General features: G+C 47.0%; 15 protein-coding genes. 9 read left to right on the forward strand and 6 right to left on the reverse strand.

What is annotated here, in order from left to right; genetic code table 11:
- Positions 1 to 321 precede the first annotated feature (321 nt).
- Complete coding sequence (locus LG219_RS14270; protein ID WP_284691699.1) at positions 322 to 3,168, forward strand: glycosyl hydrolase family 18 protein; 2,847 nt, start codon at positions 322 to 324, stop codon at positions 3,166 to 3,168.
- 93 nt (positions 3,169 to 3,261) lie between these two features.
- Here LG219_RS14270 and LG219_RS14275 read toward each other — a convergent pair whose 3' ends face one another.
- From LG219_RS14275 to phoB, 5 genes are all read right to left on the reverse strand, one after another.
- Positions 3,262 to 4,380 carry a methyl-accepting chemotaxis protein gene (locus LG219_RS14275; RefSeq protein ID WP_226765121.1) on the reverse strand — a complete coding sequence of 373 codons (1,119 nt, stop codon included), beginning with the start codon at positions 4,378 to 4,380 and terminating at the stop codon, positions 3,262 to 3,264.
- Positions 4,381 to 4,702: 322 nt separating this feature from the next.
- Positions 4,703 to 5,329 (reverse strand): nucleotide-binding protein, encoded by a 627-nt coding sequence (locus LG219_RS14280; protein ID WP_226765122.1) that lies wholly within the window; start codon positions 5,327 to 5,329, stop codon positions 4,703 to 4,705.
- Between the two features lie 187 nt (positions 5,330 to 5,516).
- On the reverse strand, positions 5,517 to 6,596 hold the full coding sequence (gene tal, locus LG219_RS14285; RefSeq protein ID WP_226765123.1) for a transaldolase: 1,080 nt from the start codon (positions 6,594 to 6,596) through the stop codon (positions 5,517 to 5,519).
- 130 nt (positions 6,597 to 6,726) lie between these two features.
- A complete protein-coding gene (gene phoR, locus LG219_RS14290) occupies positions 6,727 to 8,013 on the reverse strand; it encodes a phosphate regulon sensor histidine kinase PhoR (protein ID WP_226765124.1) in 1,287 nt (428 codons plus the stop codon).
- A gap of 83 nt (positions 8,014 to 8,096) precedes the next feature.
- A complete protein-coding gene (phoB, locus tag LG219_RS14295) occupies positions 8,097 to 8,783 on the reverse strand; it encodes a phosphate regulon transcriptional regulator PhoB (protein WP_226765125.1) in 687 nt (228 codons plus the stop codon).
- Positions 8,784 to 9,104: 321 nt separating this feature from the next.
- On the opposite strand from phoB, the gene LG219_RS14300 reads away from it, so the two are divergent.
- The 8 genes from LG219_RS14300 to LG219_RS14335 all read left to right on the forward strand — a co-directional run bounded on the left by LG219_RS14300 (position 9,105) and on the right by LG219_RS14335 (position 18,379).
- Positions 9,105 to 9,473, forward strand: a complete 369-nt coding sequence (locus LG219_RS14300) for a gamma-butyrobetaine hydroxylase family protein (protein ID WP_226765126.1) — start codon at positions 9,105 to 9,107, stop codon at positions 9,471 to 9,473.
- Between the two features lie 109 nt (positions 9,474 to 9,582).
- On the forward strand, positions 9,583 to 10,326 hold the full coding sequence (ubiE, locus tag LG219_RS14305; protein ID WP_173533158.1) for a bifunctional demethylmenaquinone methyltransferase/2-methoxy-6-polyprenyl-1,4-benzoquinol methylase UbiE: 744 nt from the start codon (positions 9,583 to 9,585) through the stop codon (positions 10,324 to 10,326).
- 89 nt (positions 10,327 to 10,415) lie between these two features.
- Entirely contained in the window at positions 10,416 to 10,955 is a 540-nt protein-coding gene (locus LG219_RS14310) for a ubiquinone biosynthesis accessory factor UbiJ (protein ID WP_226765127.1), read from the forward strand.
- A 57-nt stretch (positions 10,956 to 11,012) separates the two neighbouring features.
- Complete coding sequence (gene ubiB / locus LG219_RS14315) at positions 11,013 to 12,524, forward strand: ubiquinone biosynthesis regulatory protein kinase UbiB (RefSeq protein WP_226765128.1); 1,512 nt, start codon at positions 11,013 to 11,015, stop codon at positions 12,522 to 12,524.
- Between the two features lie 89 nt (positions 12,525 to 12,613).
- Positions 12,614 to 13,219, forward strand: a complete 606-nt coding sequence (locus LG219_RS14320; RefSeq protein WP_226765129.1) for a lipid-binding SYLF domain-containing protein — start codon at positions 12,614 to 12,616, stop codon at positions 13,217 to 13,219.
- Positions 13,220 to 13,408: 189 nt separating this feature from the next.
- Positions 13,409 to 14,719 (forward strand): TolC family outer membrane protein, encoded by a 1,311-nt coding sequence (locus LG219_RS14325; protein WP_226765130.1) that lies wholly within the window; start codon positions 13,409 to 13,411, stop codon positions 14,717 to 14,719.
- 164 nt (positions 14,720 to 14,883) lie between these two features.
- Entirely contained in the window at positions 14,884 to 17,058 is a 2,175-nt protein-coding gene (locus LG219_RS14330; RefSeq protein ID WP_226765131.1) for a type I secretion system permease/ATPase, read from the forward strand.
- Entirely contained in the window at positions 17,045 to 18,379 is a 1,335-nt protein-coding gene (locus LG219_RS14335; RefSeq protein ID WP_226765132.1) for an HlyD family type I secretion periplasmic adaptor subunit, read from the forward strand. The genes LG219_RS14330 and LG219_RS14335 overlap by 14 nt, the downstream gene beginning before the upstream one ends.
- Before the next feature lie 98 nt (positions 18,380 to 18,477).
- Here LG219_RS14335 and LG219_RS14340 read toward each other — a convergent pair.
- On the reverse strand, positions 18,478 to 21,407 hold a 2,930-nt coding region (locus tag LG219_RS14340; RefSeq protein ID WP_226765133.1), incomplete at its 5' end, for a tandem-95 repeat protein.

Consider the following 21,407-nt stretch of genomic DNA (forward strand, 5'->3'; position numbering starts at 1 on the left):
TTGTTTTTTTATTCTTTATAAATCAATGGTTTGTTGCCTATTTGTTGCGTTGCGGGTTTTTTTCTTCTTTGTTGTTATGTAGTTTTATTGATGCGAGGTGACGTGAGAGTCCATCAGTGTGGTTTTGTTATTGTTTGTCATATTGACAATAGAATTAGCTTCAGTATTAATCAGTAATGTCGAAGTGGACCCAGTCATTGTCGGTTTACTGAGCAAGGGTAAATATCATGATTCTTACAAAATGATAACAGCCCCATGCGATAGATAGGACCATTTTTTCTATCGCATGAATGCCAATCAATAATATAGGAGGAGACATCAATGTCCCATATCAATCGTATTGCTCTTGCCGCGTTACCTGCTGCGATTGCAATGATCTCAGTCAGTGCAATGGCGGCTTCTGCTTGGAATAGTGCCAGCGTTTATGTCGCTGGTGATGTTGTGAGCTATGCAAATAAAGATTACAAAGCGAAATGGTGGACTCAGGGTAATGTGCCCGGTGCCGATCAATGGGGACCTTGGGAGTTGCAAGCCACGGCGCCAACACTAGCTCCGACGAGCACGCCGAGCACGGCACCAACGGTGACACCAAGCACGATCCCAACCGCGTCTCCGACGACGGTACCGACGGCTGCGCCGGGTAGTTGTACTTATGCCGCATGGAATAGTGCAACCGCTTACAATGGCGGCGCTTTAGTAAGTTCAAATGGCCGTAACTATAAAGCGCAGTGGTGGACGCAAGGTAATGAGCCTTCAGTGAATGTGGGTTCTGGCAAGCCGTGGTTAGATCTCGGCGCGTGCGCTAGCGCCACCGCGACGCCAAGTGCGACGCCAAGTGCGACGCCAAGTGCGACGCCAAGTGCGACGCCAAGTGCGACGCCAAGTGCGACGCCAAGTGCGACACCAAGTGCGACACCAAGTGCGACGCCAAGTGCGACGCCAAGTGCGACGCCAAGTGTGACGCCAAGTGTGACGCCAAGTGTGACACCAAGTGCGACGCCAAGTGTGACGCCAACTACACCGCCAGTGGGTACGCAAGATCAGTGCCGGCCTGCGGGCCTGGTATCTGAAGTGGCTAACGTTCCGTATTGCGATGCCTATGATACGAATGGTCGTGAAAAACTCGCCAATAATATGAAACGCCGTAGCATCGGCTACTTTACGAATTGGCGTACCGGCAAAAATGGTCAGCCATCTTACCTTGGCGCTGATGTGCCTTGGAATGACATCACCCATGTGAACTATGCGTTTGCTCATGTTAACGATCAGTGGAAAGTGTCAATTGGCAATGAAACTGATCCAAACAACTCGTCTGTAGGGATGGAATGGCCGGAAAAAGGCGCTAAATATGCGCTCAATCCAAATCTGCCATACAAAGGCCACTTCAATATGCTGAAGGCCAATAATAAGAATGGCGCAAAATTATTGCTCTCGGTGGGGGGCTGGGCTGAAACAGGCGGCTTCTTTAATGAGGCGGATGGTCGCACTGTCAGCGGTGGTTTTTACGCTTTGACAACAGATCCCCTAACAGGGGCTGTTCGCCAAGATCGTATTGATATTTTTGCTAAGTCAGCCGCTGCATTTGTTAAAAAATATGGCTTTGACGGGATTGATATCGATTACGAATATCCAACTTCAATGTCGGACGCGGGTAATCCAGAGGACTGGAAAATCGGCAATGCCAAACGCGGTGATTTGTTTAAAGGCTATATGGCTTTGACCAAAACATTGCGCGCTGAGTTGGATAAGCAGGCGGTTGCGGATAACAAATACTATATGTTGACGATCGCATCGCCTTCATCGGGTTACTTGCTACGCGGCATGGAAGACTTCGAAGCAGTTAAATACCTCGATTACGTCAACATCATGACGTATGACTTGCATGGGGCATGGAATCACTTCGTTGGTCACAATGCGGCTTTGTATGACACTGGTAAAGATAATGAAATTGCGGATGCGAAAATCTACTCGGGTGGTGATGCGCATTATTACAATTCACAAGGTTATTTGAATATCGACTGGTCGTATAAATACTTCCGTACTGCACTGGCGGGGGGGCGTATCAATATCGGTCTGCCGTACTATACGCGTGGCTCGCAAAACGTGACTGGTGGTACTGATGGTCTGTGGGGTATTTCTGCATTAGCGGATCAGAAAAAATGTTATCTCGGCACGGGTGGCAACTTAGGGCCAGATGCATTGAGTGCAAAAGCGGGGGCCCCATGCGGTTTTGGCGCACAAGGGATTGATAACTTGTGGTTCGATCGTGACGCTGCTGGCAATGAAATGTTTGCCGGTGTGAATCCATTGTGGCACGTGAACAATTTGCGTGATGGTTTGCCTGTTCCATATGTTGCTCAATATGGCCATGATGTGACTAAGCCTGCCAATCAAGTAACCGGCAGCTATGTTGAGCGTTTTGACGACGTGGCAAAATCGTCGTACTTGTGGAATGCGGCGAAGAAGGTCTTTTTATCGACTGAAAATGAAAAATCATTCGTCGCTAAAGTACAGTACGCCATTGATCAAGGTGCCGGCGGTATCATGTTCTGGGAAATGGCGGGTGACTACAGTACGCCAGCACAAAACGGTACTGCATCTTACGGTATGGGTAGCACCTTAACAGCAATGGCGGCAACGAAATTGCGCGCAGCAGCACCTTACGGTGTGAAAGCGGGTGATGAAAAATTCGTGCAGCCCGCTGAAGTGTTAGATGTGACGATTGATTTGGTTGGCTTCAAACCCAAAGGCGATGATAACTATCCGCTCGCGATTGGTGTGAAATTGAAAAACAACTCAAATGTTGATTTGACTGGCGCGAAAGTGTCATTCAACGTGGCGCCATCGACGCCATTGGTGCCATCTGAAGTTCAATACCTCAAACCAAGCGATCCACCAGCGGGTAACGGCGTAGAAAACCTGGTTGATATCTACAGCGGTGGTATTTGGACTGCAGTACCAGCATCAAGCACAGTAGGTAACGTCGGCGGATTGCCAAACGGCTTCCACCGTCTGTCATACGAGTTGAAAGCGTCAGGTTGGGGTGTATCAGACTTTAGTGCCGGTAAAACCATTACCATCGGTATGCGTGTATTTATGCCTTTGACGGTACCAAGCGGTGTTACGCTGACACTGCCAAACGGCAAAGTGTATGGTATTAAGCAATAAGTAGATGTGGCGCACTCAGTGGTTTTGAGTGCGATGAAAAACGCCGCGATGAATGTCGCGGCGTTTTTTTATTTTAGTGAATCAGTGGCGAATTTAATTGGAGAGATCATTCACTTTGCTAGAAATATCTTGCGATGCTGCTGCTTGTTCTTCAGCTGCGCTGGCGATTTGAGTGATGTAATCATTCATACGATGGACTTCATTGAGAATGCGCTCTAAGGCCTCCACAGCTTGTTTGCAATCATCAACTGAGGTGTGGACTGCGGTTTGTCCAAGATGAATGGCTTCTACGCTGCGCTTCACTTCATGTTGAATGTCTTTCACCATGCTGTAAATTTCACTGGTTGATTTGGTCGTGCGCTCCGCTAATTTGCGCACTTCATCAGCAACCACAGCGAATCCTCGACCTTGCTCACCTGCACGGGCCGCTTCGATGGCGGCGTTCAGTGCCAGTAAGTTTGTTTGATCTGCGACATCACGAATGACGGCCACAATCATCCCGATGGATTCTGAACGTTGACCTAATTCGAGCAAACTGGCGGCGGTTAAATCAATGGTACGCGCCACTTCTTCGATGCTGAGATTGGTGTCTTTGACGATTTCAACCCCACGCTTGCTTTCGTTCAGCATGACCTCTGAAGATTGTGACGCCGATGAGGATTGAACTGCGACGCTTTCGACACTGACCGCCATGGCTCCTAAATTGTCAGCGAGCTCGGCGATGCGCTCTTCTAAAAATAACTGTCGTTGCCGATTGCTCTCGACTAATTCTTGCCCCTTTCTTTCTGCAGAGACATTTTTAAATTGCGCCATAAAACAGATCAATTTGTGATTTTCATCCCAGATTGGGCTCACTTTGGTTTGGAATAAAATATCGCCAACAGGAATATCTGCGAGGTGTTCTTTGACTTGGCCTGTGCTTAGATTTTGCAATAAAGCTTTTACTCGCGACGGATCTCGGTGAAATTGATGGATGGAGTTATCCATCGCTGATCCGACGTCGGCACCTGCAACTAAGGATTGATTCATCACGCTGCGATTGTTATTCATGAACGTTCGCGCGGTGCGATTCATATAAAAAATTTTATTTTCTGGTGAGGTGTCGGCCAACATAATAACCGCATCAATTTCATCTAAAGCAGCGGTGTACATCGCAAGATTATTGAGTAATGGGGTTGGTTTTTGCTCGGTCTGAAAAGTAAAGCCAAACATTGGTTCTCTCCAAAATAAAATTAAACGACAGAATATCGCCGATGCTTCTCGTTCAGCTTTGCAAGCTGCTTTCAAGTAGCTTAGTAAAAACTCGATATTTGTCTGTCTTTTAATTCAGTTTGGCTTGTCTTTCCGATGAGATTTTATTGAGTCAATCATCGAAAAAAAAGAGGCACAGCGTTTGGTCTTGCTAAAGCGCTTTGTGATGGCGTATTGAGCTTGATGCTGTGTTACTAAGCATTGGCGCAGATGAACTACGCGCATGTCTTGCCTCAAGCCCACATCTGCGAAACGCGACTGGTAAACCCAATGACAATAGCCCCTAGCGGATATGCAGCCAATCGATGAGGGGCTGCCATTCTTTCCGGTCGCGCTCTGTACGGGAATTGGGTAGATCAAACAAAGTCATGCCGCGCTGTATGGTTTGATTGTAAAGCTGGGTATCTCGTAAGCAGCTGAGTAAAGGCAGGTCGTAACGACTCAAAAACTCAGGCAATTGTTGTGCTGATTGGGTGCGTGAGTTGACTCGCATTCCGACAATACCAATTTTAACTTCATCGTGGCGAACGGCTTTTAATTCGGCAAGATCAGCAAAAAAATCGGCGCAGGCCCACAAATCAAATGCCGATGGCAATACTGGCACGATAATGTGATCGACTAGATTGATGGCGTGTTTGAGCTTCTTGCCACTAAAACAAGCTGGGGTATCAAGGATGGCAACTTGGCAGCCTTTGGGGGGGCGAGCGATACGATCTGCGCCAATATCCCAGCGCTGTATTAGGGGCAAAGACTTAGGACGTAAATCCAGCCAATGGTGACTTGAATGTTGCTGATCTAAATCGCCCAACATCACGGCATCGTCTTGCCATGCAAACCAAGATGCTAAGTGCGTGGCCAGTGTTGATTTGCCACTGCCCCCTTTGGGATTGGCAATGAGGATTTTTCGCATCGGGTTTCCTTTGCTTGGTGAGACATAAGCAACGGCTTTTCTGTTGACTTAAGTTTATTTGCGTAAGGATAACACAAAGTATTCTATGCAATTTGTCAGCATCCATGAAATAGATGAGTCTGTTGCATTAAATTTATTCATAAAAAAGCCCAAGTTTTTAACTTGGGCTTTTCATTCAGGGTCGAACTTATTTTGTCAGTTCAAGCAGCTTAACAAAGGCTTCATCAAATTGCTTCAAGCCTTCTTGTTGTAACTGCTCACCCGCGAGGTTGTAGTTAATGCCCAATTGGCGAACTGCCACCAAGTTGGCAATCGCGGCATCAATATCGGTATCGAGCGTATTGGCGGCTTGACCATGATCGCGAAATAGCGCGAGAGTCGCATCAGGCACGGTGTTCACGGTTTCTGGTCCGATCAATTGCTCAACATACATCACATCGCTATAGGCTTTGTTTTTGGTGCCAGTTGAAGCCCAAAGCAGACGTTGTGGATGTGCCCCCAATGCTTTAAGTGCAGCAAAACGATTGCCATGAAACAGTTTTTTGTAGTGTTGATACGATACTTTAACAAAAGACAGTGCAACCTTACCGCGCAACGCGAGTGCTTCTGGTGTGCCAATGGCTTCTAGTTGTGGGTCAATCAAGCTATCTACACGCGACAAGAACACCGATGCAACAGCATGTACGTGATCAACCGGTAAGCCAGCAGCAGCACGTGCTTCAAGACCGCGAATATAGGCAGTCAAAATGTTGTCAACGTGAGTCAAGTTAAACATCAGCGTGACATTGACGTTAATCCCTGAAGTAATTAGTTCTTCAAATGCAATTACGCCAGCGGGGGTGGCAGGTACTTTGATCATGACGTTCGGGCGGTTAATTTCAGCCCAAAGACGTTTTGCATTATCAATGGTGCCTTGTGCGTCGTTGGCGAGTGTCGGTGACACTTCCAAGCTCACATAACCATCAACACCTTTGGTTTGGTCGTAGATCGAGCGAGTTAAATCACAAGTGGCTTGAATGTCCGGTACTACTAACGCTTCGTAACGTTGTTCGGCAGTTAAATCTTGTTTTTTCAATTCCGCTAAATCACCGGTGTAAAGTGGGTCAGAAGAGATTGATTTGTAAAAAATCGCCGGATTAGAAGTCACGCCAGCAATGGCGTCTTCTTTGAGGATTTTCGCCAATTCACCAGAGGCGATGAGACCACGCGAAAGATTGTCCAACCAGATACTTTGACCGAAAGGTTTAATTGCCGCAATTTTGCTCATAGTTACATACGCCTGTGTGAGTGGGTAATAATGATCTTGGGGCATTATCCGGTAACATCAAGAGCCTGGGTTTGTGTTTGCACAAACTGTCATGTTTTCTTGCGTGATTTTTAGCTTTCTTTGCGTAGGCTTACTCTAATATTCGTTGGGTTGGAAATTTAACCGCAAACTCACTGCCTTCGCCCAGACGAGACTCAACGGCCATGATGGCTTGGTGACGATGCAAGATATGCTTCACAATGGCTAAACCGAGACCTGTGCCACCGGTATTGCGTGAGCGGCCACGATCAACCCGGTAAAAGCGTTCAGTGAGTCGAGGGACATGTTCTGGTGCAATGCCAATCCCAGTGTCCTTGACGACAAAGCACGCCTCATCACCGCGCATTTGCCAAGACAGCATGATCTTGCCACCCGCAGGGGTATAGCGAACCGCGTTGGAGACCAGATTGCCTAAAGCGGAATGCAGTTCATCGTGATTACCAATTAAGCGCTGGCGTGCGATGGATTCGATACTGACCGTGTGGCGACCTTGCGATAGACCTTCAGCTTCAATGCGCAGTAACTGTAGCAATTGAGGAATATCGACTTCTTCTTCTTTCAGTTGCTGACCATTTTCAAGTTTGGATAGCGTGAGCAAATCATCGACTAAACGCTGCATTCTTTGCGTTTGTTCATACATCAATTGCATATGCTGTTCGCGCGTCGGCGTATCGATGTGGGGCATATCAATCATGGTTTCAATAAAACCGCCAACGACCGTGAGTGGCGTGCGTAATTCATGAGAAACATTGGCAACAAAATCTCTGTGCACAGTTTGTACGCGATCTAGCTGAGTAATGTCACGACTGAGTAAGAGTTTGCGCGTTGAATCAAAAGGAATCATTTGCACTGAGAGCACTTGCTCTTGAGGGCGCATGGTGCGCAAAGTGACCGGATGGCTAAAATCTTGTTCTTTTAAGTATTCACGTAATGCTGGGTGGCGCAGTAAATTGGTGATTTGCTGGCCGGAGTCGGTTTTACGATTTAGGCCTAAATGGATCTGACTGGCTGGATTGCACCATTCAATACGATCGTATTCATCCAAAATCACCACGCCATCGGGCAAGGCTTCGGCTGCAGACAAAAAACGATCGAGGGTATTGGCTAGCCGATCTTTGGATTTTTTTTGCGAGCGAACTTGTTCATACAGTTGGTCAAACACATCTTGCCACAGCATCATACTGCCCGGCACGGTATCGACGTCGGGGTGTTTGAGCCATTGGTTGAGACGATTAAGGTTAATCACATGATAACAAATCGTGGTGCTGAGCATCACGAGTGCAAACATAAAGCCCCACATCATATCGGTGATGGCGCTGATGGCAAAAGCGATGACAGCAATAAAAAAATACAAAATAATCGAGCGCAGCCAGAACATGAAACGGCCTTTGGTAGTGCAAAAAATGTTTGGCGACGTAAAAAATCATTAACCTGATGCCGTGTTAATGATTTTTTTCGGGTTTAGTTCACCGAGAGTCGATAGCCTGAGCCACGAATAGTTTGAATTAAATTATCGTGTCCCGTTCCCTCTAAAGAGGATCTTAAGCGGCGAATATGCACATCAACCGTGCGTTCTTCAACAAACACATGATCTCCCCACACTTGATCGAGCAAATGCGCGCGCGAATGAACTCGTTCAGGGTGTGTCATAAAAAAGTGCAATAAACGAAACTCAGTTGGACCTAAATCAAGCGGCTGGGTATTGCCAAAAACACGATGGGTAATCGGATCTAAACGCAAGCCTTTGATTTCAACGGGGTCATCGGTCACTTGAGGTGCTCGGCGGCGCAACACGGCTTTGATACGCGCTTGCAATTCGCGCGGGCTAAATGGCTTGGTAATGTAATCATCAGCCCCAGTTTCTAAGCCGATGATTTTATCTTGTTCGTCTGAGCGCGCAGTGAGCATGATCAAAGGAATTGATCTGGTGCGCTCATCAGCACGTAATTTTTTAGCAAAATCGATCCCTGACATCCCAGGCAGCATCCAATCTAACAAAATAAGATCGGGCAGTGCATTACGCACCACGCTACTGGCCGCTTCTGCGGAGTCTGCACGAATAATGTGATGACCGACTTGGGAAAGATTAAAAGCAATTAACTCTTGAATTGCTGGTTCGTCTTCAACCAGTAAAATTGTTGCGGCCATAGAGTGCTCCTCGCGGAAAAAGTTCAATTTGTTTGTTGCGAGAATAAGGCTTTTATATGAATAGAATATTACAAGTCGACGGCTTACCGATATATATTTTCAATCTATGTAAAGAAATACAAAGGATATTCATCCGTTTTTTACTTGAACCTGCGTTACAACGCGCTGACTTAGAGTGACGAAGTTGCGCGCTTCATGCCTTACATTGGGCTGAAATCCACACAAACGCGGCTGACAAACCCAAAGACAACCACCCCTTGGCTGCGAAGCAAGTGAAAAGCAGGGTATTATGGCGACTCCATTCGAGAGAAAGTGATTTTTATGGCTGGTTTATTGCCAACAACGCCGCAGCCCACTGAATTGGTCTTGCATCAAGTGTCCCGTGTGCTGGAAATTGCGTTTGCTGACGGTGCTCGATTTCATTTGCCGTGTGAGTTTTTGCGGGTGTCGAGTCCATCTGCTGAAGTGCGTGGCCATGGCATTGGCAACGAGACTTTGCAAGTCGGCAAAGCCAAGGTCAATATCACCGCGATTGAGCCTGTTGGCCATTATGCGATCAAGCTGGTGTTTGACGATGGCCATGATTCGGGCTTATTTTCGTGGGAATATTTGTACGAGTTGGGGCGTGATCAAGCAGTGCTGTGGGCGCAATATCTTGCGAAGTTAAACGCAGCTGGCGCGTCACGTTAAATTATTTAGTTGGGTATATAAAAGCAGGCTTTGATTGGCAAGCATTTGCTTGATATACCCTAGGGTTATTCATATTGAGCTGAGGCTCAAATCAAGAAATAGGTGCACGATGAGCGAACACGATCAAGCGACTCATTTTGGGTTTAAAACCGTCAATGAATCAGAAAAAGCGCAGAAAGTCGCCGAGGTGTTTCACTCGGTCGCACAAAAATATGATGTGATGAATGACTTGATGTCCGGTGGCCTGCATCGGGTTTGGAAGTTTTTTACCATTGAAACCAGCGGCGTAAAAGCGGGCGACAAAGTGCTCGATATTGCCGGTGGCACGGGTGATTTATCGAAAGCCTTTGCCAAAAAAGTCGGCAAAACCGGCCAAGTGTGGCTGACGGATATTAATAGCTCCATGCTGGGGGTTGGCCGCGATCGTTTGATGGATCAAGGTTTTGCGCTACCCGTAGCGCAGTGCGATGCTGAAAAACTGCCGTTTCCAGATAATTACTTTGATTTGGTGTCTGTGGCGTTTGGCCTACGCAATATGACGCATAAAGATGCGGCATTAAAAGAAATGCATCGGGTGTTAAAACCAGGTGGTCGTTTGCTGGTGCTGGAGTTTTCTAAAGTGTGGGCGCCTTTGAAGCCCGCTTATGATATTTACTCGTTTAAATTACTGCCATTTATGGGCAAATTGGTCGCCAATGATGCCGATTCTTATCAGTATTTGGCTGAATCCATTCGGATGCACCCAGATCAAGAAACGCTGAAACAAATGATGCTTGATGCCGGTTTTGGCCGTGCTGATTTTCATAATTTGACGGGTGGCGTCGTGGCTTTGCATAAAGGTATTAAATTTTAACTTGAGGTATTGCTTGGTAACCTTTGTTGATTATGGCCTAGAGAGCAATACCTAATGATGAGTGCTGCGTGATGCTGCTGGCTGGAATTTTGAATCACTTATTCGCTCAAGCGCCGATGTTATCTGCTGAGCTAGCCCCATTACAGGGGCGCACCTTTCGGGTGCAACTGCCTTTTGCTGCGGCAACGGTGGTGGTCACTGAAGCGGGGTTATTGGCCGATTCACAGGCGGATGCTGAGGCGGTTTTAACCTTGCCAGCGCGATTTTTTATGACGCGTTGGCGTGATCGGCCGGCGGCATCTCGTTTGGTACAAATCAGCGGCGACGCCGAGTTAGCGGGCAAAGTCGGCAATGTGCTGGCCGCACTGCAATGGGATGCGAGCGAGGATTTATCTTTATTGCTGGGTGATGTTTTGGCTGAACGCGTGCGCCGTATTGCGGTCAGCATGGTGCGCACGCCGCAAGCGATGGGCGAGCGGATGGCGCAAACGCTGGTTGAATATTGTCGTGATGAACAAAAAATCCTGCCGCAAGCGTATGCGGTGACTCAGTTTTGCGATCAAGTGGACCAGCTGCGCGATGATGTCGCTCGACTTGAATTACGCTTACGTCGTCTCGAACGTTCTTAATTAGTTTCAGCCAGTTGGGCGTAGTGCGCTGCGCAATTGGCCTCACGGAAATCTCGGATGTCTTTGTTTCGCTTTATCAAAATCGCTCGCGTCGTCGTTCAATTTGGCCTTGATGAGTTCTTACTCGGTCACGAGCGAATGCGTGGCTTGGGGCAAGTGTTTAATCGCGCTTTATTTTGGCGTCGCCTCGATCAGCCGCGTGCGGTGCGCTTACGATTGGCTTTGGAGTCATTGGGGCCGATTTTCGTTAAATTTGGTCAAGTGCTGTCGACGCGACGTGATTTAATGCCGCTGGACATCGCCAATGAATTAGCCCAATTGCAAGACAATGTACCGCCATTTGCCTCGTCACTGGCGATAGAGCAAATTGAGCGCAGTGCCGGACGATCGATTGCTGAGTTATTTCTGGAGTTTGACCCACAGCCTGTTGCGTCCGCTTCGGTGGCACAAGTTCATCGAGCACGCTTACATAGTGGTCAGGCTGTTGCCGTTAAAGTCTTGCGTCCCGGTATTTTGCCGGTGATCGAAAGCGATTTGGCCTTATTGAAAACAATCGCCGTTTTGGTTGAAAAACTCTTTGCCGACGGCAAGCGTTTAAGGCCGCGTGAAGTGGTCGCTGAATTTGATCGCTATCTGCACGATGAATTGGATTTGATGCATGAGGCGGCCAATGCCAGTCAATTGCGGCGTAATTTTCTCAATTCAGAACAATTAATTGTGCCTGAGGTGTTTTACGATTTTTGTTCGCGAGAAGTATTGGTTTTGGAGTGGATGGACGGGATTCCGATTGGCCGGATTGATGAATTAAAAGCCGCTGGTATGGACTTGAAAAAGCTGAGTCGATTTGGGGTAGAGATTTTCTTTAGCCAAGTTTTTCGCCATGGTTTTTTTCATGCAGATATGCATCCGGGTAATATTTTTGTCGCTGCTGATAATAGGTATATCGCGCTAGACTTTGGTATTGTTGGTACGCTGAGTGATACCGATAAGCAGTATCTGGCAATTAATTTCTTGGCCTTTTTTAACCGCGATTATCATCGCGTGGCTACGGCGCATATTGAATGCGGTTGGGTGCCAGCAGATACCCGAGTTGAAGCACTTGAATCGGCGATTCGCACGGTGTGTGAGCCGTTCTTTAATAAACCGTTAAGCCAAATTTCTTTTGGTTTTGTGTTGCTGCGTTTATTTGAAACCTCACGCCGGTTTAATGTCGAAATCCAGCCGCAGCTGGTGCTGTTACAAAAAACCTTGCTCAATATTGAAGGTCTTGGTCGTCAGCTCGACCCGGATTTGGATTTATGGCAAACCGCTAAGCCATTTTTAGAACGCTGGATGAATGAGCAAATGGGTTGGCGTGGACTGATTTTGACCTTAAAAAAAGAAGCGCCACAATGGGCGACTTTATTGCCAACTTTACCGCGTAAGCTCAATGAAGTACTCAATCAAAATCACACCGAATTATTGCTCACCGGCTATCGTGGGCTGATGTGGGAACAGAAAAAGCGCAATGCGATTTTGGCGGTGATTGCCGGGTTGTTGGCGGGTATTTTGCTCACAATATGGTGGTAAGGCCAAGCAGAAATCATCGTCGCTGACACGGTAATTTCTGCTATACCTAATGATTAGCCAGTGATGGCTTTACATTAGGAGTTCTGATTATGCGGATGAAACAGATCATTTTCGTCAGCGGATTGATGCTATCAAGCAGTATATTGCTGGCACAAACGATGGACGGTCCACAAGGCGAGCCTGCCGCAGGCCAAATTCAACTCACGCCAGCACAGCAGCGTGCAGCCATTCAAAAACACACCCAAGCGACACTCAGCGAAGTCTACAAATTATATCCTGATGCTCAAGCGCAAATAGCCAAAGCCGCTGGCTATGCCGTGTTCCAAACCGGCGGGGTACAGCTGGTCTTGCTCGGCGCTGGCGCCGGCGATGGGATGGCCGTTTCAGGTAAAAAAACAGTTTATATGAAAATGGTTTTGGCTAAAGCCGGTTTAGGCTTTGGTTTTAAAGAAACCCGACAAGTATTTGTTTTTTCGACCGCAAAAGCATTTCAGCAATTTATTAATAAAGGTTGGACTGGCTCTGCTGAGGCGACCGTAGCGGCCAAAGCCGATGAGACTGGTAAGGCCATCTCGGGTGCACGGCATTTGGGTAAAGGGGTGTATTTTTATCAATTCACCGAGACTGGCTTAACTGCTGAGGCCACCGTGGTTGGCTCTAAATACTACCAAGATGCGGCTTTGAATTCGAAATAAGCAGTAGATTAGAAGTAAGGTCTGTCGAAGTCGTTAATTTGGACTGACCTTACTTCGCCTATAAATTACCGACCATCCTAGAAATCTTGTTCTCGAAATGCGCTTGGTCTTAAGTTCTTACAAAAGAATAGACCTGAAAGAATCAACTCAGACGCTGATGACAGGGAGTTGTTAGTAAGGAGTTAAAGCATGAATAAGTCAAGCGTGTTTATGGCGGTAATAGCTAGTTTTTCATCATTAGTTTATGCCGCACCATTGCCACAAGTGGTTGAAAGCTTACTACAAACTAGTCCTGATATTTTGATTGATTCTGCCCATCGTAAAGCGAGTAATTACGCCGTTGAGCAAGCAAAATCAGCGTATTACCCTCAAATTGATTTTTCTGCAGGGGTGGGACGAGAATACGACAAAAACCTAGCGACTCGTGTGGCGTTTAATGGAAAAGGAACCAGTTTTAATCGGCGTGATGCAGAGGCTTTGCTGACGCAAATGCTATTTGATGCACAAGGCACCGCGAGCGAAGTGGCACGGCAGCGTGCACGTCAGTTTGGTGCCGCCAATCGCTTGGCGAGTACGTCGGAGGATATTGCCTTAAAGACCACCGAGTCTTATCTTGATGTCTTGCAGGCGCAAGCTTTGTTGGCCTTAACGCAGGCGAATCTAGCCACGCATGAAAGCACCTCCGAGCAAGTTAAATTACGCACCGCCGGTGGCTTTGGCCGAAAATCGGATGATGAGCAAATCAATGCGCGAGTTGCTTTAGCCAAAGCCAATGTAGCCGCAGCGCAATCGAGTCTTAACGAAGCCAAAATTGCCTATGTGCGATTTGTTGGGGATGCGCCGAAAGACTTAGTCCGTCCAGATTCTCCGCAAGACTTACCCAATCATCCCGACTTGGTGGGCGATTGGGCGGTGGCTGGTAATCGTTTATTACAGGCCGCCAAATCAGACGTCGATGGTGCTCAGGCTCAATTGGGAATTGCTAAATCGCAAATGTTTCCGCGCGTTAATTTAGAGGCTGGTGCGACGTATAGTAATTCATTAGATGGGCTTTCTTTTGAAGGTGCGAGCCGTGTTTATGGCATGGTGAGAATGCGGTATGCCTTTAAAAGCGGTGCAGATCAACAGCGCGTTGCTGAAACCACCGAGCTAACTTATGCCGCACAAGAACTTGCACGTCGAGTGGAACGCCAAGTTCGGCAAAATGCCAGTTTATCGTGGAATTCAATGCACATTGCCAAAGAGCGTATTCCTGAACTCAGTAAATACGCCGAATCGAGTAAGTTAGCGCGCGATGAATACAGTAAGCAATTCTCTTTAGGTCAACGCTCTTTGTTGGATTTACTCGATGGTGAAAATGAATATTTCACTGCCAGTCGGGATTTAGTGATTGGACAATTTGATGAATTACGAGCTCGGTTTAGATTGTTAGCCGATGGAAATCAACTACTTAAAAATTTGGGCGTGACACCACTAGATGGCACTTTATTGCCCGAGTAAGTGCAAGGGCTGTGTTTCTTTGGTCTACTAAAATCGAGAGTGTCATTTTTCTCCGAAGGCACTCAACATTTTACTGAATGCTCAATTATCTTTGTGCTAATACCGATCGAAGCACAGTCTAAGCACTTTATTTTCTGAATGGCTCAATTTTATGGACATGCGCCGTGGATACCCGTTCCGCAGAATTTACCACTCATGAGTCAGCGATTCCGCATGACGCTTTTATCCCGAATGATCCGCTCACCACCTGCTTAATCCAACTGACTCGTTATTATCACCGACCATTTTCAGCGCAAACGCTGACGAGCGGTTTGCCTTTGCAAGGTAATCGCTTAAGTGCAGTTTTGTTTGCTCGCGCAGCGGCGCGTGCGGGTTTAAATGCGCGTTTGCAACGTAGAACACTGAGTGATCTGCCTGAATTGGCGCTGCCCGTTGTTATTTTATTGAAAGAAGGCAGTGCATGTGTTGCGATTGAGCGTGAAGGAACACGCTGGAAAATTTTAGAAGCTGAGTCGTTTGGTGGTGAGCAATGGGTTGAGGCCGAGCGGCTTGACGCTTTGTATTGTGGTTTTGTTATTTTTGTAAAACCGAGTTTTCAATTTGATACGCGTACCCAAAAAAAGCATATCCCACGTGCCGAGCATTGGTTTTGGAGTAGTTTGCGGCTTTGTTATCCACTGTATAGCCATGTTTTACTGGCCGCGGGTTTGATCAATTTATTCGCTCTGATTTTGCCGCTGTTTACGATGAATGTGTATGACCGTGTCGTGCCAAATCAAATTTATGACACCCTATGGGTGTTGGCGATTGGTGTTACTTTGTTATTGGTTTTTGATTTTATTATTAAAGTTTTACGCGCTTATTATATTGATTTAGCTGGTAAACGAATTGATGTCATGTTATCTGCTCAAATATTTGAGCATGTCTTGAGTTTAAAAACTACGTCTCGCCCTAGTTCATTAGGCGCGATGGTAAGTCATTTCCAAGAATTCGAAGGATTTCGAGATTTTATTACGTCAGCAACTATTACGGTGATTGTTGATATTCCATTTGTCATTTTGTTTTTATTGGTTATTTTTTGGCTCGGCGGCTGGTTGGTATTGATTCCTATTGTATGTATCCCAATGATTGTGGGCTTGAGCTTGCTATTGCAGCGGCCATTAGGCGATATTATTCAACAAAGTTTTCGGGTTGCGGCACAAAAACAAGCCAGCTTAATTGAAACATTAGCTGGAATTGAAAGTATTAAATCATGTAATGCGGAAAGCATGGCACAAACTCGCTGGGAAAAAACCATTGGTGAATTTGGTCATCTAGCAGTGCGTTCTCGAGGTTTCTCATCCTTGATTATGATTCAAGCAAGTTTTATTCAACAAATTGCAACCGTGGCAATGGTGATTGCTGGCGTATATTTAATTGGTGCTCATGAATTAACCGTCGGTGGCTTGATTGCCTGTAATTTATTATTAGGGCGCGCTTTAAGCCCATTTGCGCAAGTAGCGAGTTTAATTAGTCGTTATCATCAGGCACGTGCAGGTCTAAATGGCATGGAGCAGGTAATGCAATTAGATATTGAGCGCCCGACGGGACAAGATTTTGTGCATCGCCCCAATTTTCGTGGTGATATTGAATTTAGAAATGTGAGTTTTTCTTATCCTGGTGAAGATGTATTGGCACTGGATAATGTTTCATTTCATATTTCAGCTGGAGAGCGAATTGGTATTATTGGCCGAATCGGATCAGGCAAAAGCACTATAGAAAAAATGATTCTTGGCTTTCATGAGCCAACGCGTGGCGCAGTTTGGGTTGATGGCGTTGATGTGCGCCAAATTGATCCTGCACAGCTTAGGCATAATATTGCTTACGTTCCTGAAAATGTGTTTTTGTTCCATGGTTCGGTCAGAGACAATATTGTGTTGGCTGCTCCGTATATTGATGATGCGATGATGCTCGATGCGGCCAATATTGCTGGGGTGACTGAATTTGTGAGTCGGCATCCTAAAGGCTTTGATATGCCAGTCGGGGAGCGAGGGATTGGACTTTCTGGTGGGCAACGACAAACCATTGGTATTGCTCGTGCCTTATTACTTAATCCGGCGATTTATGTTTTTGATGAAGTCTCGAGTGCGCTAGATAATCGCAGTGAAGAGCAATTTAAGCAGCGTTTTGCCCATCGTTTAGACCAAAATCATACTTTGTTATTGATTACGCATCGGATGTCGATGCTCAGTTTGGTTGATCGCTTAATGGTGCTCGATAGTGGGCGACTCATTGCCGATGGACCCAAGGCCGACGTGCTCGCGATGCTAGCAGGAGGCAAGCTCCATGCTGAAAAATAAGCGTATTAAACGAGATGATCTGCATTTTTTAGATGATGGTGCCGCCGCGATCTATGGCGAGTCGACGCGGCACGCGAATAGTTTGCTTTATGTCTGTACGGCACTATTGCTACTACTGATTTTGTGGGCCATTTTTGCCGAAATCGATCAAGTCACGGTCGCTGAAGGCAAGGTCATTCCGTCGAGTCAGATTCAAGTGATTCAGAATTTGGAGGGCGGAATTGTCGCGTCGATCCCTGTGAAAGTGGGTGAAATTGTGCGTAAAGGGCAGATTTTAATGAAGTTGGATGAGAAGCGTTTTTCATCCTCATTAGAAGAAAGCACGGTAAAGCATGATGCACTTGAAGCCAAAATGGCGCGATTGACCGCAGAAGCCAATGGTACGGCGTTTGAGCCGCCAGCCGATTTATTAAAAAATAATCCACAAGTGATTGCCGCAGAACAGCAACTTTTTGCTGCAAGACGGCGCGAGCTTGAATCGTCGGTGTCGATTTTGCAAAGTGAGGCGGCACAACGTGCGCATGAAGTTGAAGCCATGCGCGCAAAAGTCGCTAAGTTAGAAGCCGGCTTGAAGTTAGCCAATGCTGAATATGAAATGAGTAAACCGTTAGCGGAAAAAAATGTGATTTCACAAATCGATTTTATGCACTTGCAACGGCAGATTAGTGATTTAAAAGGGGAGATTAATGAGACCCGATTATCCATCCCTCGTTTGCAAAGTAGTTTGGCAGAAACCAATGGCAAAATGGCAGGCGTGCGAGCCAAAGCCATTGCCGATGCAGGCAATGAGTTGTCTTTGGTGAAAGCTGAATTTGGAACTACCGCCGCCACAACCGTTGCACTGAATGATCGTTTTGAGCGAACGACGATTCGAGCACCATTAGATGGCATTGTTAAATTAATTAAAGTCAACACTGTGGGCGGCGTATTGCAGCCCGGTATGGATGTGATGGAGATTGTGCCATTAGAAGATAATCTTTTAGTCGAGGCTAAAATTCGTCCTTCAGATATTGGTTTTCTGCGACCAGGGCAAGATGCCACCGTGAAGCTAACTGCATATGACTTTGCGATTTATGGTGGTTTGGACGCGGATGTCGAAACGATTACCGCTGATTCAGTGATCGATGAGGCCAAAAAAGAGAGTTTCTATTTAATTCGAGTGCGCACGCGAAGTAATCATCTGGGGCAAGGTCGGCATGCTTTGGCGATTATTCCCGGCATGCTTTCCACTGTTCACATCCGCACGGGTAAAAAAACGGTGATGCAATATTTAATGAAGCCGATTGTGAAAGCGCGAGATGAAGCTTTACGTGAACGATAGATTGGGTATAGCTTCCTGAGTATTTTTTTTTATAGGTTACATCAATATACCCAGCATAGCTGGGTATATTGATGTCCTGATTTTAGGATCGGCCGTGTTTAGTGATGGGTTTGAATTTCGCCATTATTGAGTAATGTATTGAGTAAAGTACTTGGATCGACAGCAACGCCCACTAGCGTAGCAACTTGTACTGCAGGGTTGCCAACGCCACTACCATCGGCATCAAACCAGACTTTAGTATTGCCTAGCCCATCAGATTCAAATTGCAGAAAAGCGCCTGCTGCGACGGCATTGCCAGCGACAAACACGCCTGCCGCAGCACTTGCGCCGCTGAGCAAATCGGTAATATCGAGGATGTCGCCACTATTGCTGGTGTTGTTGTGATCTGGCGCCGCCACTTTGAAGTCTTGGATCGTATCTGAGTTCGCGGCTAAATTGCCGAGCACAAATAGGTCAGAGCCATTCCCGCCGTTCAAAATATCATGTCCTAGGCCGCCATTGAGCGTATCGTTGCCGCCGCCTCCGGTGAGGATGTCATTACCCGAACCACCGTTTAAATTGTCATTGCCGGCTTGCCCGAAAATCTCATCATTACCGCCATTACCGCCATTGCCGTAGAGTATGTTTTCATTGCCGGACGTGCCATAAATTTGATCGGCGAGTTCTGTACCGTTTACGGCAATGGCTGGATTGCCAGGGTCAAATACTTGATATTCAAATGAAACATAGCGCGCTTGCTCATTCCCGCCTTGGATATCGTCGTATTGAATGGTCCAAGTATCTCCCGCTGAGGATGGATGACTCTGTAAATAACTAGCAAGTGATTGACTTGGATTACTCGTGTTGACGACATAATCAAAATCGACGGTGGTTTTCATTAAACCGCTGCCGCTGGGGGGCGTACCATCATAGGTCCACGTATTGGGATTACCATCTGTAGTGCTGATGGCTTGGAATTTGATGCCATCAACAAAAATATAAATATTAACCTGCGCCTCTAAACCATTGCCATTTTGATCTGCAGGATTAATTTGGAATCCGCCATCTACAGCTGGATTGGTCGTTTTATTGTTCCAGTTCTGAAAGTTAGTTTTTAGAATCAGCTGTCCTGCGCTTGGGTCTGCGTTAATTGAACTGACAAACGCGGCAGATAAAACATTACTAGTTTCGGCATTGTGTCCTGAAGTTAAAGGTGCATTGCCAGAGGAAATCGCCCCCTGTGGACCAGGGATAGCGGTTTGAAAAACCTCGTGGATAAATACGGATTGAGTCCAGTGATGCACACCTGCATCATCTGAGACATTGAGTGTGAAAGCTAAGTTTTGAATATCGTTGATCGGTGCGGTTGGTTTGTAGAACAAATTGTCGAGTAAGTTGATGCCGCCCGTTGCGTCATAGAGTGTCATGCCTGAAGTTACTGCAAGATAAGTTGTACCATTAAAGTAATAAACGCCAGCAGGGACGTTGGCAGCGGTGATGGTCAAGTTGTCATTTGTATCAATATCAGTTGGGGTGTCGACAAGCAAAGCGTAATAATGATTTGTCGTTGCTGGCGCCTGAGCCGGATCGCTAGACATCCAATTGTGAGTGTCTTCGATGATCGGTGCGTCATTCACGGGGGTCACGCCGATATTCACTGTTGCAGTGGCTATGCCGCCGTGACCATCGCTCACGGTGTAAGTAAAGCTCGCTGGTCCGTTGTAATTCGGATCGGGGGTGAACACCACATTGCCATTTAGCAGTGCCACGCTGCCATTGCTGGCGTTTTGCACGCTGATGATAGTGAGCATATCGCCATCGGGATCGGTGTCATTGGCCAGTAATAGCGCAGGATTGATCGTTAGCGGCAAATCTTCTGGCGTCGTTAAAGCATCATCCGCCGCGCCGCTGCTGTTGTCGTCTTTGGGCGTTGGCGTGTCATTGACCGGCGTCACGCCGATATTGACTGTTGCGGTAGCAGTGCCACCAAAGCCATCACTGACGGTATAGGTAAAACTGGCTGGGCCATGATAATCAGCGGCGGGGGTAAAGACGATTTTGCCATCGACAATGGCGACGGTGCCATGTTCGGCATTTTGCACGCTGATAATCGTCAGCGTATCGCCATCGGGATCGGTGTCATTGGCCAGTAGTAGCGCAGGGTTAATGGTGAGTGGCTGATCTTCTAGCGTGGTTAACACGTCATCCGCTGCACCGGTGCTGTTGTCGTCTTTGGGCGTAGGCGCATCGTTGACTGGCATCACATTAATCGTCACTGTCGCGGTCGAAGTGCCGCCATGACCATCGCTAATGGTGTAAGAGAAGCTGGCGGTACCATTAAAGTCTGCATCAGGTGTAAATATAACTTGGCCATTGACGATGTTGACGACACCATGATTGGCATTTTGTACGCTGACCAGACTCAGCGTATCGCCGTCAAGATCATGATCATTGGCTAATAAAATAGCGGGGTTAATCGATAGCGCTTCATCTTCATGGGTGCTGAGTGGATCGCCCTCAAATCCGGTATAGCGATCATTTTCAGCAATTGGCGGATCATTAACGGGCGTCACGCCGATATTGACTGTCGCGGTCGCGGTGCCACCAAAGCCATCACTGACGGTATAGGTAAAACTGGCTGGTCCATGATAATCCGCGGCGGGGGTAAAGACGATTTTGCCATCGACAATGGCGACGGTGCCATGCTCGGCATTTTGCACGCTGATGATGGTGAGCGTATCGCCATCAGGATCGGTGTCATTGGCCAGTAGTAGCGCAGGGTTAATGGTGAGTGGCTGATCTTCTAGCGTGGTTAACACGTCATCCGCCGCGCCGCTGCTGTTGTCATCTTTGGGTGTTGGCGCATCGTTGACTGGCATCACATTAATCGTCACTGTCGCGGTCGAAGTGCCGCCATGCCCGTCGCTAATGGTGTAAGAGAAGCTGGCGGTACCATTAAAGTCTGCATCAGGTGTAAATATAACTTGGCCATTGACGATGTTGACGACACCATGATTGGCATTTTGTACGCTGAGTCTGGTCAGCGTAC

The sequence above is a fragment of the Deefgea salmonis genome, assembly GCF_020531905.1.
Taxonomy (GTDB): Bacteria; Pseudomonadota; Gammaproteobacteria; order Burkholderiales; family Chitinibacteraceae; genus Deefgea; species Deefgea salmonis.

What these genes read in the sequence shown, in the direction of transcription:
- ubiB (WP_226765128.1), top strand. Translation starts at nt 11,013, where the DNA reads ATGTCTTTGTTTCGCTTTATCAAAATCGCTCGCGTCGTCGTTCAATTT.
- LG219_RS14300 (WP_226765126.1), top strand. Translation starts at nt 9,105, where the DNA reads ATGGCTGGTTTATTGCCAACAACGCCGCAGCCCACTGAATTGGTCTTG.
- LG219_RS14335 (WP_226765132.1), top strand. Translation starts at nt 17,045, where the DNA reads ATGCTGAAAAATAAGCGTATTAAACGAGATGATCTGCATTTTTTAGAT.
- LG219_RS14275 (WP_226765121.1), bottom strand. Translation starts at nt 4,380, where the DNA reads ATGTTTGGCTTTACTTTTCAGACCGAGCAAAAACCAACCCCATTACTC.
- LG219_RS14270 (WP_284691699.1), top strand. Translation starts at nt 322, where the DNA reads ATGTCCCATATCAATCGTATTGCTCTTGCCGCGTTACCTGCTGCGATT.
- tal (WP_226765123.1), bottom strand. Translation starts at nt 6,596, where the DNA reads ATGAGCAAAATTGCGGCAATTAAACCTTTCGGTCAAAGTATCTGGTTG.
- LG219_RS14280 (WP_226765122.1), bottom strand. Translation starts at nt 5,329, where the DNA reads ATGCGAAAAATCCTCATTGCCAATCCCAAAGGGGGCAGTGGCAAATCA.
- phoB (WP_226765125.1), bottom strand. Translation starts at nt 8,783, where the DNA reads ATGGCCGCAACAATTTTACTGGTTGAAGACGAACCAGCAATTCAAGAG.
- LG219_RS14320 (WP_226765129.1), top strand. Translation starts at nt 12,614, where the DNA reads ATGCGGATGAAACAGATCATTTTCGTCAGCGGATTGATGCTATCAAGC.
- LG219_RS14325 (WP_226765130.1), top strand. Translation starts at nt 13,409, where the DNA reads ATGAATAAGTCAAGCGTGTTTATGGCGGTAATAGCTAGTTTTTCATCA.
- phoR (WP_226765124.1), bottom strand. Translation starts at nt 8,013, where the DNA reads ATGTTCTGGCTGCGCTCGATTATTTTGTATTTTTTTATTGCTGTCATC.
- ubiE (WP_173533158.1), top strand. Translation starts at nt 9,583, where the DNA reads ATGAGCGAACACGATCAAGCGACTCATTTTGGGTTTAAAACCGTCAAT.